The 17,455-nt window shown below is 63.4% G+C and carries 18 protein-coding genes; 4 read left to right on the forward strand and 14 right to left on the reverse strand.

What is annotated here, in order from left to right:
• Positions 1 to 79: 79 nt before the first annotated feature.
• From ACT3TS_RS05665 to ACT3TS_RS05675, 3 genes are read right to left on the reverse strand one after another with little or no spacing between them, the layout of a single operon-like run.
• A complete protein-coding gene (locus ACT3TS_RS05665; protein WP_444530523.1) occupies positions 80 to 856 on the reverse strand; it encodes a lipoate--protein ligase family protein in 777 nt (258 codons plus the stop codon).
• The gene (locus ACT3TS_RS05670; protein WP_444530524.1) at positions 853 to 1,674 is read right to left on the reverse strand and encodes a thioesterase family protein; all 822 of its coding nucleotides are present in this window, start codon (positions 1,672 to 1,674) and stop codon (positions 853 to 855) included. The genes ACT3TS_RS05665 and ACT3TS_RS05670 overlap by 4 nt, the downstream gene beginning before the upstream one ends.
• Positions 1,675 to 1,719: 45 nt before the next feature.
• Positions 1,720 to 2,262, reverse strand: coding sequence for a DedA family protein (locus tag ACT3TS_RS05675; RefSeq protein WP_444530525.1), 543 nt, complete (start codon positions 2,260 to 2,262; stop codon positions 1,720 to 1,722).
• Positions 2,263 to 2,462: 200 nt separating this feature from the next.
• On the opposite strand from ACT3TS_RS05675, the gene ACT3TS_RS05680 reads away from it, so the two are divergent.
• Together ACT3TS_RS05680 and ACT3TS_RS05685 are read left to right on the forward strand one after the other, a co-directional pair.
• Positions 2,463 to 3,740 carry an FAD-dependent oxidoreductase gene (locus ACT3TS_RS05680; protein WP_444530526.1) on the forward strand — a complete coding sequence of 426 codons (1,278 nt, stop codon included), beginning with the start codon at positions 2,463 to 2,465 and terminating at the stop codon, positions 3,738 to 3,740.
• Positions 3,741 to 3,788: 48 nt separating this feature from the next.
• Positions 3,789 to 5,420 carry an AMP-binding protein gene (locus ACT3TS_RS05685; RefSeq protein ID WP_444530527.1) on the forward strand — a complete coding sequence of 544 codons (1,632 nt, stop codon included), beginning with the start codon at positions 3,789 to 3,791 and terminating at the stop codon, positions 5,418 to 5,420.
• Positions 5,421 to 5,545: 125 nt separating this feature from the next.
• Here ACT3TS_RS05685 and ACT3TS_RS05690 read toward each other — a convergent pair whose 3' ends face one another.
• Positions 5,546 to 6,052 (reverse strand): hypothetical protein, encoded by a 507-nt coding sequence (locus ACT3TS_RS05690; protein WP_444530528.1) that lies wholly within the window; start codon positions 6,050 to 6,052, stop codon positions 5,546 to 5,548.
• A gap of 226 nt (positions 6,053 to 6,278) precedes the next feature.
• On the opposite strand from ACT3TS_RS05690, the gene ACT3TS_RS05695 reads away from it, so the two are divergent.
• The gene (locus tag ACT3TS_RS05695; RefSeq protein ID WP_444530529.1) at positions 6,279 to 6,461 is read left to right on the forward strand and encodes a hypothetical protein; all 183 of its coding nucleotides are present in this window, start codon (positions 6,279 to 6,281) and stop codon (positions 6,459 to 6,461) included.
• 36 nt (positions 6,462 to 6,497) lie between these two features.
• Here ACT3TS_RS05695 and ACT3TS_RS05700 read toward each other — a convergent pair whose 3' ends face one another.
• The 9 genes from ACT3TS_RS05700 to ACT3TS_RS05740 all read right to left on the reverse strand — a co-directional run bounded on the left by ACT3TS_RS05700 (position 6,498) and on the right by ACT3TS_RS05740 (position 14,836).
• The gene (locus tag ACT3TS_RS05700) at positions 6,498 to 7,007 is read right to left on the reverse strand and encodes an NUDIX domain-containing protein (protein ID WP_444530606.1); all 510 of its coding nucleotides are present in this window, start codon (positions 7,005 to 7,007) and stop codon (positions 6,498 to 6,500) included.
• A 227-nt stretch (positions 7,008 to 7,234) separates the two neighbouring features.
• Positions 7,235 to 7,756 carry a GNAT family N-acetyltransferase gene (locus ACT3TS_RS05705; RefSeq protein WP_444530530.1) on the reverse strand — a complete coding sequence of 174 codons (522 nt, stop codon included), beginning with the start codon at positions 7,754 to 7,756 and terminating at the stop codon, positions 7,235 to 7,237.
• A gap of 142 nt (positions 7,757 to 7,898) precedes the next feature.
• Positions 7,899 to 8,876 (reverse strand): class 1b ribonucleoside-diphosphate reductase subunit beta, encoded by a 978-nt coding sequence (gene nrdF, locus ACT3TS_RS05710; RefSeq protein ID WP_444530531.1) that lies wholly within the window; start codon positions 8,874 to 8,876, stop codon positions 7,899 to 7,901.
• 150 nt (positions 8,877 to 9,026) lie between these two features.
• The gene (nrdE, locus tag ACT3TS_RS05715) at positions 9,027 to 11,147 is read right to left on the reverse strand and encodes a class 1b ribonucleoside-diphosphate reductase subunit alpha (protein WP_444530607.1); all 2,121 of its coding nucleotides are present in this window, start codon (positions 11,145 to 11,147) and stop codon (positions 9,027 to 9,029) included.
• 14 nt (positions 11,148 to 11,161) lie between these two features.
• A complete protein-coding gene (gene nrdI / locus ACT3TS_RS05720) occupies positions 11,162 to 11,638 on the reverse strand; it encodes a class Ib ribonucleoside-diphosphate reductase assembly flavoprotein NrdI (protein ID WP_444530532.1) in 477 nt (158 codons plus the stop codon).
• Positions 11,639 to 11,762: 124 nt separating this feature from the next.
• Positions 11,763 to 12,017: a glutaredoxin-like protein NrdH gene (gene nrdH / locus ACT3TS_RS05725; RefSeq protein WP_444530533.1), complete on the reverse strand. Its 255-nt coding sequence runs from the start codon at positions 12,015 to 12,017 to the stop codon at positions 11,763 to 11,765.
• A 380-nt stretch (positions 12,018 to 12,397) separates the two neighbouring features.
• On the reverse strand, positions 12,398 to 13,624 hold the full coding sequence (locus ACT3TS_RS05730) for an MFS transporter (RefSeq protein ID WP_444530608.1): 1,227 nt from the start codon (positions 13,622 to 13,624) through the stop codon (positions 12,398 to 12,400).
• 8 nt (positions 13,625 to 13,632) lie between these two features.
• Positions 13,633 to 14,229: a TetR/AcrR family transcriptional regulator gene (locus ACT3TS_RS05735; protein ID WP_444530534.1), complete on the reverse strand. Its 597-nt coding sequence runs from the start codon at positions 14,227 to 14,229 to the stop codon at positions 13,633 to 13,635.
• A gap of 1 nt (position 14,230) precedes the next feature.
• Entirely contained in the window at positions 14,231 to 14,836 is a 606-nt protein-coding gene (locus tag ACT3TS_RS05740; protein ID WP_444530535.1) for a sugar O-acetyltransferase, read from the reverse strand.
• Positions 14,837 to 14,993: 157 nt separating this feature from the next.
• Between ACT3TS_RS05740 and ACT3TS_RS05745 the strand changes: the two genes are divergently transcribed.
• Entirely contained in the window at positions 14,994 to 15,926 is a 933-nt protein-coding gene (locus ACT3TS_RS05745; protein ID WP_444530536.1) for a LysR family transcriptional regulator, read from the forward strand.
• A gap of 54 nt (positions 15,927 to 15,980) precedes the next feature.
• Here the strand turns inward: ACT3TS_RS05745 and ACT3TS_RS05750 are convergent, their stop codons facing one another.
• Positions 15,981 to 17,393, reverse strand: a complete 1,413-nt coding sequence (locus tag ACT3TS_RS05750; protein WP_444530537.1) for an aldehyde dehydrogenase family protein — start codon at positions 17,391 to 17,393, stop codon at positions 15,981 to 15,983.
• Between the last annotated feature and the right edge of the window lie 62 nt (positions 17,394 to 17,455).

Here is a 17,455-nt window from a genome sequence, read left to right on the forward strand (position 1 = left end):
ACCACTGCAGGCAACTGGCGCCCGAATTGGTTGGCGGGCGCCAATTGCCTGCTGCGGGACCGGGTGCAGGGGCCGGGCTTTATCGGTGTGCCAACTGTGTGTGCTGTGTGTAGGCCGCCAACACTGCCGCTTCCACGTCGTCCACCGTCAGCCCCGGGACCAGGTCTTCGACGGCCCCAGCCGTCGCAGGATCCCAATCGAGCCCGAGGGCGGCATACGTGTCAACCAGCACCTTTCGGATGGGCGCCGAGTTCTCAACGACAATGACGGAACTGAACAGCCACGCGCCCGCCACGACCCGCTGCGCGGTGCCCACCAGCTTGATGCTTGAGGCCGCCGCGCCTGGTCCGTCGGGGCCGGTGCCCCCGGTCAGGCCGCCTGTTCCACTGCCTGCCGCGCCGCCCGTGCCGTAGACGCTGAATTCCCCGGGACAGTATTCGCCGGGGATTTCCCCCACGCCTGCGTCAACGCCGAGTGACTGCAGTGCCTGGGCAAACAAGTCACCAAAGAAGCCAAAACGCGCCTTGGCGCCGGCAATGGCGTCGTCCTCGCGCTGGATGTGGTCAACAATCAAGGTGCCCTGGTGATAGGCAGCGGCCCTGCCGCCGGCACGCCGCACGGCCGGCACAAAGTTATTTTCCCGCGCCGCCTGCTCAGCCTTGGCAAAGCCGGCCAGCCTGGTGTCCCGCTGGCCAAAGGCCACCGTGGGTTCCGGTCGGTAAAAGCGCAGCATGTCTGCCTGTTTGCCCGCCTTCACGTCACCGAGCAGGTCGAGGGCATGGTTGAGGTCTGCTTCAGCGCCGAGATTGACTCGTTGTTTGCAGACTTCCAGCCGCGGGGCGAGGAAAGGGCTCACTGGCTGTTCGGGATGGGACGAACTGTCAGGATCTGTTCGGCACGGCCAAAGGGGCCCTTGACGTCGTTGAGCACCGACGAGGTCAAGCCAACACCGTCGCCGCCGATGGTCACGTGCGTGTCCAATCCGAGCCATTCGCCCACGGGTTCACGATAAATATGGAGGGAGAGGTCAACGTTGGGGAACATGTGGCCCCCGGGCACGGGTGCCATGCGGGCCGAGATGCCGTTGGCACTGTCGGCCAGGCCCAGCAGGCGCACCAGCGGCGATGAGTGTTCGCCGCCGTCGAGCATGGTGTGGGGGCTGTGCAGCCAGGCCTGCCCGCGGCCGGGCCGGTGCTCGGGCAGCGCCCGGCCTTCCAGGGTCTTGATGAAGCCGCCGGGCCACATCGTCATGCCATCCCACGGGACCGCGTCCTCAAGGCTGCCCATGGGTTCGTCTTCGTACCCCTGAACGGCCGTCGTGTCATTGGTCTGCAGGCGCCAGGCCGTGGCCCGCACTGCCGGCCGGCCCGCCGCCGTCAGCTCGGCCTGCAACAGTTCAATGGTTTTGCCTGGCCGCAGCAGTGTGGTTTCAATGCTGAATTCACCGGCCGGGATCAAGCCAAGAATATCGAAATTGATCCGGACCAGGCGCATGTCGGCACGAGGCTGGAATTGCTCCAGGGCGTGGACCATGATGCCGGTGACGGGGGCCATGTGCTGTTCGTGTGTGTTCCAGGCACCCTGGGCGTGAATGGTTGATTCGTAGCGGTTCCCGCCAAGGTTGCGGTAGTACGACATGGTTGCGACAGCTGTGCGTGTGGTGGTCTCCGGCATGGCTATGACTCTACCGGCACGAGCGTCCGGCAGCCCAAATGGCTGCTACGCCTCGGGCACCGCGGAACCGACAGCTTCCTGGCCCATGACGGGGCAGTCTTCCAGGGCGCTCCGGTCAAGCCTGCGGCTGCGGGAAACGCGGTACAGGTGGACGCCCAGAACGACGAGTGCAGCCATCAGCACCAGTGCGAGCAAGGCCAGGGGCGAGCCGGCGGCTGCGGCAAGGGCAACCTCAAACGCGGCAAGACCGACGGTTGCGTAAATGCAGGCCCAGGCGATGGAGCCGACGACGGTGGCGGGAATGTAGCGGCGCAGGGGCATCCGGCCCAGCCCGGCTGACATGTTGACGGCAGTCTGGACGCCGATGGTCAAAAAGCTCACGCTCACGGCCGGGGCGCCCCACCGGGCAATGATCTTTTCCGCGCGCAAAACTGCCGGGGAATCGAGGTGTTTCTGCAGCCGGGTCTTGCGTCCGCCGGCGGCCAAGCCGCGGCCGGCCCAGTAGGTGGCATTCGAGCGCAGCATGACGATGACAAACAACGTCAGAAACGCCCAGGCAAAGGGCAGAGAGGTGATGCTTTCCATCATGAGCGCCAACTACCCCCTGGGTAAGAAAATAATATAGCCACAGAACTCTGCGCTATTAGTCTTTGCCCATACTATCGAAGACAGGCAAGGTTGCCCTAATCTGCCAAGGGTGATCCTGCTCCCCCGGGCACTGTTGCGGCCCGGTCGCCCGGCGTAGCATCGAAGCCAAGCCCATATTCGGCACGGCCCTGGAGGCTCACATGACTGACACGGCGGCAGGTTCGACAGCAGGAGAAGCAGGCGCGACAGGCTTGACCGGCGCAACAACGACGACATGCGCCATTGCCGGCGGCGGACCCGCGGGCATGATGCTGGGCTTGCTGCTGGCCCGGAAGGGGGTTGACGTCACGATCCTGGAGAAGCACACAGACTTCTTCCGGGATTTTCGCGGCGACACCATCCATCCGTCCACACTGGACCTGATCGACCAACTGGGCCTGCGCGGGAAGTTCCTGCAGATTCAGCAAAGCAGCATCACCACCCTTGACATTGTGGTGGGCGGGACACGGCTGACCCCAGTCAACTTCGGCACCCTGCGCGGGCCAAACAAGCGGATCGCACTCATGCCGCAGTGGGACTTCCTGGACCTGCTTGCCGAGGAAGGACGCACCCTGGCAAACTTCCATCTTTTGCTGGGCACGGAAGTGACGGGCCTGCTCCGCAGCGGAACTGCGGTGTCCGGCGTACTGGCGCAGGGGCCCGAAGGACTGCTGCAGGTCACCGCGGACCTGACCGTTGCGGCCGACGGCCGGGGCTCCACCGTGCGGGCGGCCGGCGGCCTGCACCCGGAGGCGCTCGGTGTTGCCATTGACGTGCTGTGGTTCCGCCTCCCCACTCCCCCGATGCCTCCCCCTGACACGTTGGGATACCTGCGCAACGGCACCATGATCATCACCATCCCGCGCACCGGCTACTACCAAATGGGCATGCTCATCCCCAAGGGCAGCTTCGCCGGGATCCGGACCGAGGGGCTGGCGGCCTTTCGGGAGCGCATCCGCACCAGCGCCCCCTTCCTCACGGCGGCGGTGGAATCGCTGCAGGACTGGGAGGAGGTCAAGCTCCTTTCCGTCCAGCTGGACCGCCTGAAACAATGGTCCGTGCCCGGGCTGCTGTGCATTGGCGATGCGGCCCATGCGATGAGCCCCGTCTTTGGCGTGGGCGTCAACTATGCCGTCCAGGACGCCGTGGCCGCCGCCCGGCTGCTCGCGCCGCCATTGCTCGCGGGAGCTCCCACGGGCGATGCGATGCAGCGCGTGCAGCGCCGGCGCGAATGGCCCGTGCGCCTCATGCAGCCGCTGCAGCAGCGGGTCCACCGGCTGCTGGCCGATCCCGCGGTGACCGACGTCGACTCGATGCCGGCATGGCAGGCACGGCTTGCCACGCTCGCCGCGAAGGCCGCACGCCCCTGGACAGCACGCCTGGTGGGACGCGGATTCCGGCCGGAGAAGCTCCGGCGGGCACGGCACGCAAAAAACTAAAGATGTGAGTTAGTGCACATTAACTGATTGACGTATTAGCATCGTCACATGACCACCGAAGTTCATGATTCCCTCACGTCAGGCACCACCTCCACCCCGCTGTTGGACGACACCATTGGCGCCAACTTCGCCAACACCGCCGCCCGCTTCCCGGACCGCGACGCCCTCATCGACAAGCCGTCCGGCCGCAGGTGGAGCTACGCCCAGCTGAACGACGACGTCGATGCCCTCGCCCGCGGCCTGCTCGCCGGCGGGGTGGGCAGGGGCGACAGGGTGGGCATCTGGGCACCCAATGTGCCCGAGTGGGTGCTGCTGCAGTACGCCACCGCCAAGATCGGCGCCATCCTGGTCAACGTCAACCCGTCTTACCGGGTGCATGAGCTCAGATACGCCGTCCAGCAGTCCGGCATGGCCATGATCGTGGCCCCTCCGAGTTTCAAGGGCTCCGATTACCGGGCCATGGTGGAGCAGGTCCAGCCGGAGTGTCCCGACCTCACGGCGGCGGTCTACATCGGCACGCCGTCCTGGGACGCGCTCGTGGCGGGCGGAGAAGCCCTGCCGGCCGACGCCGTCGAACATGCCATGGCGGCACTGGACGCCTCTGATCCCATCAACATCCAGTACACCTCGGGCACCACCGGCTACCCCAAGGGCGCCACGCTCAGTCACCGCAACATCCTGAACAACGGCTACTTTGTGACAGAGACCATCGGGATCACGGAGCAGGACAGCGTGTGCATACCGGTGCCATTTTACCACTGCTTCGGCATGGTCATGGGCAATCTCGGTACGACGGCGCACGGTGCGGCCATCGTAATTCCGGCGGCGTCCTTCGACCCGGCCGCCACGCTGCGGGCGGTGCAGGAGGAGCGCTGCACGGCCCTGTACGGGGTGCCCACCATGTTCATTGCCGAGCAAAACCTGCCCGATTTCGCATCCTACGACCTGTCCTCGCTGCGGACCGGCATCATGGCCGGCTCGCCCTGCCCCGTTGAAGTCATGAAACGCTGCATGACGGAGATGAACATGTCGCAGGTGTCGATCGCGTACGGCATGACGGAGACCTCGCCGGTGTCGATGCAGACGCTGACGGACGACGACGTCGCGCACCGGACCGAGACCGTGGGCCGGGTGCACCCGCACCTTGAGGTGAAGATCGTGGATCCCGGCACCGGCGAGACGGTGCCGCGGGGCACGCCCGGGGAGTTTTGCACGCGCGGATATTCGGTCATGCTCGGGTACTGGAACGACCCTGAGAAGACGGCGGCGGCGATTGACCCCGACCGCTGGATGCACTCCGGGGACCTTGCCGTGATGTACGACGACGGCTACGTCAACGTTGTGGGGCGCATCAAGGACATGGTGATCCGCGGCGGCGAAAACCTGTACCCGCGCGAAATTGAGGAGTTCCTGTACCACCACCCCGACATTGCCGACGTGCAGGTCATCGGTGTGCCGGATGAGCGCTACGGTGAGGAATTGTGCGCCTGGTTGCTGATGAAGCCCGGCGCGGCCCCGCTCGATGCGGCCGGCATTGCAGCGTACTGCGAGGGGCACCTGTCCCGGCACAAGATCCCGCGCTATGTGCTGGTGGTGGATGAGTTCCCGATGACCGTCACGGGCAAGGTGCGCAAGATGGACATGCGCCAGCGCACCATGGAGATCCTGGGGCTGGGGTAGCTCAGCGATGAACTTGTCGGGGCCGCCCACCCCGGGGCGTGGCAAGCTGGCGACTGTAGGGGAAATTTCATACTACGTCGCCAGCTTGCCACGTCGTCACCGCCGACTGCCTGCTTAGCCAGCTGCTAAGAGGTGGGCACGATTCGCCAATCAACTTCCCTGAACATCACAGCGCCGGGAAATCTGGCATTGACGGCCCGGGCCTCGGGGTTCTCCGCAAGTGGCAACCCGTCGGGATCACGAAGGAGCTCCACAGTAACCCGGCTGGGTGAATCTCTCTTTCCTACGGATTGAATGCGGCTTCCCTTGCGCATCCGACCAGCAGGGCTCTCTATCGCGAACTCGTTGACAATCGCCATCTGAATTTTGTCCAGTTCAATGGTTGACCTCTCAACCACTTCGAAGCTGAACAGCGAGCGGACCGGTCCCAATGCCGCAATCAAGTCATGCAAACCGTTGACGGCAGGGTCATCAGGCTTGGCGACACTAACGCTGAAGTGTGAAGATTCATGGGTGAAGTGGCCGCCGGCAAAAACATCTTCATGGGCGGCCAGGTAGTCACTGACCTTCCGAACAGCCTCAGCCAAGTCCATGGCCACTTGACCCGTGTAAACAGGAGCGGCAAAGCTCATGATTGTGCCGGTGTTGGGCGCTTGCCCGAGGTCGGCCTGCTGCGGGTCTGCGCCCTCATCAGTGGAAGCACTGTCATCTGTGGAAGCACTGTCGGAAGACATGTCACACCTCATCCATTGCTTGCGTTACGCCCCCATCATCCATCGTGCCGCTCAGTCACGGCAACCCCTGACCGGGGCAACACAATGACGCCGGAGTTATGAATGCCAGGCGATGGTGAGACCAATGGAAGCAGCCAGCCGGCGGACGGAGACCTGGACCGATGCGTCGGCGGCAGTGAACGCCGCCGTCTGCCTTCGCACCACGTCGTCAAGCTCGTCCCATGAAATCCAGCAAAAGACCGTCGTCGATGCCACGAAGCAGCTGATCTGCATCCATGTGGTGGTTTCCGGATTCTTCCAGGACTGAGAACAACTGCCCGGCAGGAAGTCCAAGACAGCGTCTTCAACTTCCCGGGCGAGCAGCCTCGCAATTATGGATGGTCCTGCGGCGTCTCGATGAGGCATGTTCAGCCAGCCGCGCACGGAGCTCCGGCCATGCCTTGCCGAAACCTGGGTGCAGCGGGCGTTGGTCAACCTCCTCCGCTGGCACCCATTCCAGCGCCAGGCTTTCGGGGTCGCTGATGACTGCCTCAAACGGTTCGACGGCGGTCACCGCCACCGTGGTGTAGCGCCAGTACCCGACGTCAAAGACGGAAGTGAACAGCAGTTCCACGTTTTCGCGCGGCACCCCTGCCTCCTCCCACGATTCCCGCAGGGCACCCTCCACGGCACCCTCGCCTGCGTGGAGGGCTCCGCCGGGGAGACCCCACGTTCCGCCATGGTGGGACCAGATGGCCCGGTGCTGCAGCAGGACTCCCCGTCCGGCGTCGAACACCAAGAGCCCGGCCGAGCCGAACCTGCCCCAGAACTTGCCCTGCTCCCCCTCAACCCAGGCGTCGCCGGCATCACGCATGCCGCCCAGATGTCCGGGGCGCACAATGGCCTCGGCGTTCCGGATGAAGCGGGCCGTTTCGTCTGGTGGCCCGGGGACGTTCCCGCCGCTCTGCTCAGTCATGAAGTCCACGGTATCAAGGTCTCCACACCATCATGGGCTGGTCGCAGTGGCGGCATTTCGCGGTCGGTGCCCGGCAACGCACAGCCAGGACCCGGGCAGGACCCGGGCCGTCCGGAGAGGTTCAGCTATGGGCGGGTTTTGATCCAGTAGCGGCGCTTGCCGTTGCGGCTGTCCTCGTAGTGGCCGCCGTTGCCTTCAATGGTGGCCCGGGATCCTGCGTTGTCTTCATCGCAGGTAAGCAGCACCTCGTCAATGCCCAATGCACGGGCCATGGGCAGGGAGTCTTTCAGGGCTTGTGCGGCGTGGCCACGACGCCGGGCCGAGGGCCGGACGCTGTAGCCGATGTGCCCGCCTTCGTTGAAGAGGAAGTCGTTGAGTTCATGACGGATGGCCAGGGAACCAAGCACCCTGTCGCCGTCGACAATCCACACGTAGGTGCAAGGCACGTACACGGGCTTGCGAGGGGTCTCCGGAAGGGCATCGGCGGTGAGCCAAGCTACAAAACGGGTGAAGGTGGCCGGATCGGCGAGCTCGTCAAGGTTCCACTCCTGGCCTCCGCTGCCGTCTCGCCACGCTCCATCGAATTCAAGCGCGCCCGCGAGCCAGGACGCATGGTATTTCGTGTGTGGGGAAACTAGTTCAGCCATCCTGAAATGCTAACCACATTCCCGCACGATCGATGGCCGACACACGGCGCCCCGCAAAAACGCGCGCGGTCACGGCCACAGGGGGCCGCGTCCGCGCGCGTTTTGAACCCCGGAGTGCAGAGTCCAGTCCTGTTGAAAGGAGTTAGAAGTCCCAGTCGTCGTCTTCGGTGTTGACTGCCTTGCCGATGACGTAGGAGGAACCCGAGCCGGAGAAGAAGTCGTGGTTCTCGTCCGAGTTCGGCGACAGGGCCGAGAGGATGGCCGGATTCACGTCGGTGACGGCCGCCGGGAACATGGCCTCGTAGCCCAAGTTCATGAGCGCCTTGTTGGCGTTGTAGTGCAGGAACTTCTTGACGTCCTCGGCCAGGCCGACGGGGTCGTAGAGGTCGTGCGTGTACTGGACCTCGTTCTCGTACAGCTCATACATGAGCTCGAAGGTGTAGGCCTTCAACTCTTCGCGGCGCTCCTCGGAAACCTTCTCCAGGCCCTTCTGGTACTTGTAGCCAATGTAGTAACCGTGGACGGCCTCGTCGCGGATGATGAGGCGGATGAGGTCGGCAGTGTTCGTGAGCTTCGCCCGTGACGACCAGTACATGGGCAGATAGAAGCCCGAGTAGAACAGGAAGGATTCCAGCAAGGTGGAGGCAATCTTGCGCTTGAGCGGATCATCGCCGTAGTAGTACGACTCGATGATCTGGGCCTTCTTCTGCAGGTTCACGTTCTCAACGGACCAGCGGAAGGCCTCGTCGATTTCCTTCGTGGACGCCAGCGTGGAGAAGATCGAGGAGTAGCTCTTGGCGTGCACGGACTCCATGAACGCAATGTTCGTGTAGACGGCTTCCTCGTGTTGGGTGATGGCGTCCGGGATCAGCGAGACGGCGCCAACCGTGCCCTGCAGGGTGTCAAGCAGCGTCAGGCCGGTGAACACGCGCATGGTGAGCAGCTGCTCTTCCGGTGTCAGCGTGGCCCAGGACTGGACGTCATTGGACAGCGGCACCTTCTCCGGCAGCCAAAAGTTGTTGCACAGGCGGTTCCAGACTTCAACGTCCTTGTCGTCCTCAATGCGGTTCCAGTTGATGGCCTTCACATGGCTCGCCAACTTCAGCTTCTCCGGTGTCATCGCTACTTCTCTCCTTGGGTAAATCCTGCTGGCCTTGCGGGCCGAATCAATCTTAAGCCAAAGGCACGACGGCGGGACTCACCGCCGTCGTGCTCTTCAGTTATGGTCAAACAAGCCCAGGAACTACAGGCTAACTTGATACAATTCCTACTACAAAGCGCAGCTGACGCAACCCTCAACCTCGGTCCCTTCCAGCGCGAGCTGGCGGAGACGGATGTAGTAGATGGTCTTGATGCCCTTGCGCCAGGCGTAAATCTGCGCCTTGTTGATGTCACGCGTGGTGGCGGTGTCCTTGAAGAACAACGTCAGGGACAGGCCCTGGTCCACGTGCTGGGTGGCAGCGGCGTAGGTGTCGATGATCTTTTCAAAGCCGATCTCGTACGCGTCCTTGTAGTACTCGACGTTGTCGTTCGTCAGGTACGGGGCCGGGTAGTACACGCGGCCCAGCTTGCCTTCCTTGCGGATCTCAATCATGGACGCGATCGGGTGGATCGAGGATGTTGAGTTGTTGATGTAGCTGATGGAACCTGTGGGCGGAACAGCCTGCAGGTTCTGGTTGTAGATGCCGTGCTCCACGACAGAGGCCTTCAGCGCACGCCAGTCCTCCTGGGTGGGGATGTGCACGCCGTCGAACATCTGCACAACCTTTTCGGTCTGGGGAACCCATTCACCATCGGTGTACTTGTCGAAGAACTCGCCGCTGGCGTACTTGGAATTCTCGAAGCCGGCGAAGGTGCTGCCCGTTTCGATGGCCAACAGGTTCGACGCACGGATTGCGTGGTAGACCACCGTGTAGAAGTAGATGTTGGTGAAGTCCAGGCCCTCTTCGGAGCCGTAGTGGACGCGCTCACGGGCAAGGTAGCCGTGCAGGTTCATCTGACCCAAACCAATGGCATGCGACTGGTCGTTGCCCTTGGCGATGGACGGCACGCTGGTGATGTTTGACATGTCGGACACTGCCGAGAGGGTGCGGATGGCCGTCTCGATGGTGTTTCCGAGGTCGGGGGAATCCATGGCCTTGGCAATGTTCAGCGAACCAAGGTTGCAGGAGATGTCCTTGCCGACGTCGGCGTAGGAGAGGTCATCGTTGTACGTGGTGGGCTGTGAAACCTGCAGGATCTCCGAGCACAGGTTGCTCATGATGATCTTGCCCTCGATGGGGTTCTCGCGGTTCACCGTGTCTTCAAACATGATGTATGGGTAGCCGGACTCGAACTGGATCTCGGCGAGCGTCTGGAAGAACTCGCGGGCCTTGATCTTGGTCTTCTTGATTCGGGCGTCGTCCACCATTTCGTAGTACTTCTCGGTGACCGAGATGTCGGAGAACGGCATGCCGTAGACCTTTTCGACGTCGTACGGGGAGAACAGGTACATGTCCTCGTCGCGCTTGGCCAGGTCAAAGGTGATGTCGGGGATGACAACGCCCAGTGACAGGGTCTTGATGCGGACCTTCTCATCGGCGTTCTCGCGCTTGGTGTCAAGGAAGCGGTTGATGTCGGGGTGGTGGGCGTGCAGGTAGACGGCGCCTGCACCCTGGCGGGCACCGAGCTGGTTGGCGTAGGAGAAGCTGTCTTCGAGGAGCTTCATCACGGGGATGACGCCGGAGGACTGGTTCTCGATCTGCTTGATGGGCGCGCCCACTTCACGGATGTTGGTCAGCGCGAATGCCACGCCGCCGCCGCGCTTGGACAGCTGCAGTGCGGAGTTGATGGAGCGGCCAATGGACTCCATGTTGTCCTCGATGCGCAGCAGGAAGCAGGAGACGAGCTCGCCGCGCTGCGCCTTGCCGGCGTTGAGGAAGGTGGGAGTTGCCGGCTGGAAGCGGCCCTCGATGACCTCATCAACGATCTTGGTGGCAAGTTCCTCGTTGCCGCGGGCCAGGTGCAGGGCAACCATGCACACGCGGTCCTCGTAGCGCTCCAGGAAACGGTTGCCATCAAAGGTCTTCAGCGTGTAGGACGTGTAGAACTTGAACGCGCCAAGGAACGTCTCGAAGCGGAACTTCTTCTTGTACGCGTGGTTATAGAGGTCGCGGATGAAGTTCATCGTGTACTGGTCAAGCGTCTCGCGCTCGTAGTACTCGTTCTTCACCAGGTAGTCCAGCTTCTCTTCCAGGTCATGGAAGAACACGGTGTTGTTGTTGACGTGCTGGAGGAAGTACTGGCGGGCAGCTGCGCGGTCCGCATCAAACTGGATTTCGCCGTCGGCGTTGTACAGGTTCAACATGGCGTTGAGCTCGTGGTAGCCGAGGCCTTCCCATGCCGCAGGCATGTCCTTGGACGCCTTCACTGCTGAGTCTTGTTCTGAGACAATCGTGTCCAAAATTCTTCCAATCCTTCGTGAACGCGGTCCACATCAACAGATGTGCCCATCAGTTCAAAACGGTATAAATGCTGTACTTTGCACTTCTCGGCGACGATGTCGCCGGCGAGGCAATATGTTTCGCCGAAATTTGTGTTCCCGGCGCCGATGACGCCGCGGATCAGGTTCCGATTTTCCGCTACGTTGAGGAATTTGATGACCTGTTTTGGCACTGCGCCCTGCCGGTTTTCCCCGCCGTAGGTGGGGAGAACCAAAACGAAGGGTTCCTGGGCCAGAAGGGTTTCTTCATAGGTGTATACCGGCAGCCGTGCCGCGTCCACGCCCAACTTCACAATGAAGCGGTGAGTGTTGTCGGAGGCTGATGAAAAATAAATCAACCGGCTGCTGGTGTACCGAGAGGCTATCTGACCAACAGCGGGTTCTGCTGCAACGGCTGACATGACAATCGCTTTCCAACTTCTTACTTGCGGTTGTGGGGCCGGCCGTCTGACTGGCCAGCCCCACTCGTGTGCGCTGTGCGCACGTGAAATTATGGTGATTCCGCAGGCCGCAGCCTGCAGGCCACTACGCTACGCTCGACGCGGCGCCGTCAACGGCCGCAGCCAATTCGGCGATCTTGTCCGGGCGGAAACCTGACCAGTGGTCGGCGTCGGTGATCACAACAGGTGCCTGCTGGTATCCCAGGCTGAGCACGTGCTCGAGGGCCTCCGGATCGGTGGAGATGTCCACGCTCTTGTAGGTGATGCCCTTTTTGTCCAAGGCGCGGTAGGTGGCGTTGCACTGGACACATGCGGGTTTGGTGTAAACCGTGACGGTCATGATCGAGATCCCCTTTGTTTATTGCTAATTCTGACTGCCGGAAACGGCTAACTCGCTGTCTGTGGGACCAACGGTTCACGTCACGGTCTCGCAAGCTGTTCGAGCTGTTCCAGCGGCTCCTTCGGAACCACTTGAATTCTGTAATAGATACTACATGTAGTGCAGACTATCGATGCCGACCCCTACATGGTGTATTACAAGTATGTCATTTTATACACCGTTCGTCCACAGGCCCGGGGATTTAAAAGCGCAGGAAATCAAGGATTAACCCGCAGCTGTCCACAGGGTGTGGAGGAGTTAGTCACAATATTTTGCGCGGCGTGTCGATAGTGTCCGGCGTGTCGGCCTTCCCGGGCACAGGCGGCGCAACTGCCGACCAATCACTCCTGCGGGGCGCCGGTTTTGCTGGCCAGTGCCGGCGAAAGGACCGGCGAGAGGACCAGGACCAACACTCCTGCCAACGGCACCACCAGCAGGCCCGTTCGCAGGGATGACGTATCCGCGACGGCGCCCACTATGGGCGGGGACACCAGGAAGCTCACGCGCATCAGCCAGCCCACGAGCGCCAGCCCCGTCCCCGCACGCAGCCCGGGCAAATTGTCCGCCGCATGCATGGCGGCTGGAACCAGGGTGGCAATGCCAAAGCCGGCGGCGGCAAAGCCCGCGATGGTGCCGGCAATGCTCGGGAACATCAGCGCCTGGCCCATGCCCAGGGCGACAATCAGCCCGCCCGCCTGCGCGACCCTGCGCTGGCCAAACCTGTCTACCAGGGAGTCACCCGCCAGGCGTCCGATGAACTGCGCCCCGACAAGCGCCACAAACCCCAGGCCGGCCACCGACGCGGACGCCGCAAACCCGCCCGCAAGGTACACAGCCGCCCAGGTGTTGCCGGCATCTTCAACGAGGGATCCGGCGGACGCGATCAACACCAACGCCAAAAGCACCCCATACTTCCCGTAGCGGCGAGTCTTCGGTGCCGGTCCGCCCTCGTTCTTGGCAGGGGAAGCCGGCGCCACAACCTCCAGCGGTTCCGGCCCGGACAGCAGGAAGCGCAGGCAGCCCAGCGACACCGCGGCGAACAAGATCCCGGAAACGAGCAGGTGGAGCTGGACGGGAACACCCAGCCCCGCGGCCGCGGCCCCCATAAGACCGCCGGCGACGGCCCCCATGCTCCACACCGCGTGGAAGGAGTTCAGGATGGAACGGCCAAAAAGTTTTTGGACCCGCAGCCCGTGGGAGTTTTGGGCCACGTCGGTGATGGCGTCCATGGCACCGGCGGCGCTGAGCCCCACCGCAAACAAGAGGCCCGACGGCGCCAGGCCGGCAGCCACCAGCCCGAGCGCTGTCAGGACCGTGCCGGCCACCGCAACACGGCCCGAGCTGAAACGGCGAATCAAGGCACCGGCGGCCAGCCCGGCCAGCAGGGCACCCAGCGGGAAGGCCGCCACGGCAATGCCGAACTCTGCATTGCTCAGACCCAGGGATGCCTTGATCGCCGGAAACCGGGGCAGCAGGTTGGCAAAGAGCGCCCCGTTGGTCAGGAACAGTGCGGCCACGGCCAGCCGCGCATGGCGCACGGTCCGGGGCACATCGCCGCGTTGGGTCATTTTCAGGCTCAAGGTTTCCCCACAATTCGATTGACGGCTTCTTCAACAGTGCGCCGGGGCATGGGTGCCAGGGACAGCGCCCGGTGCATGGTCAGCCCCTCAATGAGGGCGTCGAGCATGATGGTGGTGGCCGGGTCGAAAAAGCGTCCGACCGCCGCCCGGCTGCGCGCCATCCACGCGTCGGTGACCTGGCGCAGCTCGGGCCGTCTGACGGCGAGCGCGTACAGCTCGTAGGAGAGCACCATGTTGCGGGGATCGTTCAGGAGTTCCCCGGTGATCAGACGGACGACGGCGGCCCGTGCCTGCGCCGCATTGCCCGCCTCGGCCATGGCTGCCTCAAAACCGTCGGCCGTGTGGTTGGCCAGTTTAGTGAACGCTTCCTGGAGAATTTCATCCAGGGATTCAAAATGGTAGGTCAGGGAACCCAGCGGCACCCCGGCGGCCGCGGCAATCTTGCGGTACGTTGTCCCGGCCACGCCGTGTTCCGCGATGACGTCCAGGGCCGCGTCGCTGATGCTCCCCCGCCGGTCGGGATCGTAGCGGCGGTGCGGCGTGGATTCCTTGCCGGATTGCCCCTGCGCGGCCGTGCCGCTTGTTGGCGGCACCTTACAGCTGCTTGGTGATGCGCGCGGGGTTGCCGACGGCGACGACGTTGGCCGGCAGATCCCGTGTGACCACGGCCCCTGCCCCAACCACGGTATTGTCGCCGATGCTGACGCCCGGAAGGACGATGACCCCGCCGCCGAGCCAGACGTTGTCGCCAATCGTGATGGGCCGGGCCGCTTCGAGCTTGTCCCTGCGCAGGCTTGGATCCAGCGGGTGCGTGGGTGTCAGCAGCTGGACTCCCGGACCGATCATGACGTCGGCGCCGATCGTGATGGGTGCGACGTCGAGGGCGGTGAAGTTGTAGTTGATGAACGTCCTGGGGCCGATGGTGATGTAACGGCCGTAGTCCACGAACAATGGAGGTCGGATCTCAACGTCCTCCCCCAGTGAGCCGATGAGGTCGGCCAGGATTTCCTCGCCGGCGTCGCGGTCCTCCGCCCACAGCTGGCCGTAGCGGTGGGCCAGTGTGATGGCGCGCTGGGAGGCTGTTGCAAGTTCGGCATCCTCTGCCAGGTAGAGGTCTCCGGCTTCCATGCGTTCCCGCATGGTGCGCGGGTCGTGGCCGAAATGCGGGTGCCGCATAGCTGTGTCCGTTCCGTAGTTCATTCCGTCCATTCCGTCAGGCATTCCGTCCAGGCAATTCGTTATGTACAAATGTACACAACGGGCGGTGGATCCGCGTGCGCCGAGGCGGCATTACGCAAGCCGCGAGGGCCGTCTATGCTTGCAGGGAACCCGCCCGGCAGTAAGGAAAGAGAGCGCCTTGATCAACCCAGTGCACTTGCGGACCCTCCTCGAGGTCGTCCGCCGCGGGTCCCTTGCCGCGGCAGCCACCCAACTGGGGTACACGGCGTCGGCAGTGTCACAGCAAATGTCCGCACTGGAGCGTGACAGCGGGGTGAAGCTTTTCCACCGTTCAGCCCGGAGCGTGCTGCCCACGGATGCGGCCCTTGTCATGTCCCGGCATGCGGCAAAGGTGCTCACGGACATTGATGCGCTGCTGGCTGCGAGCGCCAGGACAGAGGAGGGCACCAGCCAGGAATTGCGGCTGGGCATTTTTCCGTCGCTGGCCACCCACGTTTTGCCGCGACTCCTGCGCAGCCCCGAATGGCCCGGCCTGGGCATCAACCTGCATGTGTCGGTGGGTGAGCCACAACAGACCATTGGCGGGCTGCGGACAGGCGGCGAACTCGATGTTGCGTTGGTATATCAGGTGGGGCAGTCCGGCCTGGCCTGGCCGCACACCATCAACCGGCAGTGGATTGGGGATGACGACTTCAGGGTCGTCCTGCCCAAGGCGTGGGGCATCCGGCCCGGCTCAGTGGTGGAAGCCGCCCAGCTGTCCGATATGCCGTGGATCATGCACCACCCCGGGACAAGTGACGCCGCCGTGATTGAGCGGCTCTTTGCCAGTTGCAATCTGTACCCGCGGGTTGCCGTCTACAGCGACGATTTCAATGCCAGCCTGCAGCTGGCCAGCGTGGGCTTGGGCGCCGCCCTGGTGCCCGAGCTGGCGCTGCAGGGCCGGCCCGAGAACGTGGTGGTTTTGGATGTGCCCGAAATCCGGTTGGCCAGGAACATTTTTGCCCTGCTCATCAACGACAACCGGACAGCGCGGGTTGAGGTGTTCGTTGACAAACTGGCCGGCATCCTCCAGGAAGTGACGGGCGCCAGCCATGTGGATCTGACGCCGTAGCCGCACCAGCGTCTCCGGGCTCCAGACGCCCACGCCCCCCAGTGCGTCAGCGCGTCAGTCCTTCCTGAATTTTCTTGCCGGCGCCACGAAACGCTTGATGATCTGCTTCTTGACGGAGCCAAACGGCGGGTAGATCAGCGACAGCGTGTCTGGGGACAACGGCTTGTCCAGCACGGCCTTGTGGTGGGAGAAGGTGTCGATGGAGTGCTGGCCGTGGTATCTGCCCATGCCGCTCTCCCCCACCCCGCCAAACGGCAACTCGGGAACTGACAGGTGCGCCACCGGGACGCCAAAGTTCAGCGCTCCCGACGATGTTTGTTCCGTAAAGTCCTTCCGCACCCCTGCGTCGTCGCTGAAGACATACAACGACAGCGGCTTGTCCCGCCCGTTGATGTAGGCGATGGCCTCCGCGGCCGAACCAACAGTGACAAGCGGCAGCACCGGGCCAAAGATCTCATCCACCATCAGTTGCGCCTCGGCATCAACATGGAGCACGGTGGGTTCGATGTAGCGGGTGGCGGCATCTGTGTGCCCGCCGCTGACAAGGGCGGACCCGGCGTCGTCGTCGAGGTCGCTGGCCAGCAGTCCGGCAATGCGGGCGAAGGCGCCGTCGTTGATCATCCGCCCGTAGGCCAGACTGTGTGACGGGTCCGGACCATAGAGGTCGTTGATCGCTTCGGGGAGTTCCTTGGCCAGCCTGGCCAGCGCCGCGTCGGTGCCCAGAACGTAGTCGGGGGCCACACAGGTTTGTCCGGCGTTCATGAACTTGCCCCACGCAATTCTGCGGGCCGCGGCGACCATGTCAACGGTTTCGTCAATGTAGACGGGCGACTTTCCGCCCAGTTCCAGTGTCACCGGTGTCAGGTTCTTGGCGGCGGCGGCCATGACAATTCGGCCCACTCGGCCGTTCCCGGTGTAAAAGATGTGGTCTAAGCGCTCCTCGAGCAGCTCGGTGGTTTCCGGCACCCCGCCCTCGACAATGCTGACAGCCCCGTCAAGGTATTCGGGGACCCACCGGGCCAGGGCGGCCGAACAGGCAGGTGCCATCTCGCTGGGCTTGCCAACCACCGTGTTTCCGGCTGCGAGCGCACCGATGATCGGGGCCAGGAGCAGTTGGATGGGATAGTTCCACGGCGCAATGACCAGGACGACGCCGAGAGGGTCAAGCACGGTGGTGGCCCGCGCCGGCTGCAGCGCAAGGGGCACGGTGGCCCTGCGTGGCCGCAGCCACCCCTCAAGGTGCTTGACGGTGTGCGCAATGTCAGCCGTCAGGAAGCCAAGCTCGGTAAGCCACGCCTCCGCGGGGTGCTTGCCCAGATCCGCCGCGAGGGCAGCCGTGAAGTCGTCGCCGTGGTCCAGCAGCATCTGGTTCATGGCCTTGAGTTGCCCCAGCCTCCACGCCAGGGGCTTGGTCGTTCCACTGGTGAAGACTGTCCGTGCCGCAGCCACGGTTTCTTGTACGCTCATGGCTTCAATCTACCCGCGCCGCCCAATTGTCCGCACACCGAGGGCATGACGGCGCTCATTCG

This window comes from Specibacter sp. AOP5-B1-6 (assembly GCF_052376555.1).
Taxonomy (GTDB): Bacteria; Actinomycetota; Actinomycetes; order Actinomycetales; family Micrococcaceae; genus Specibacter.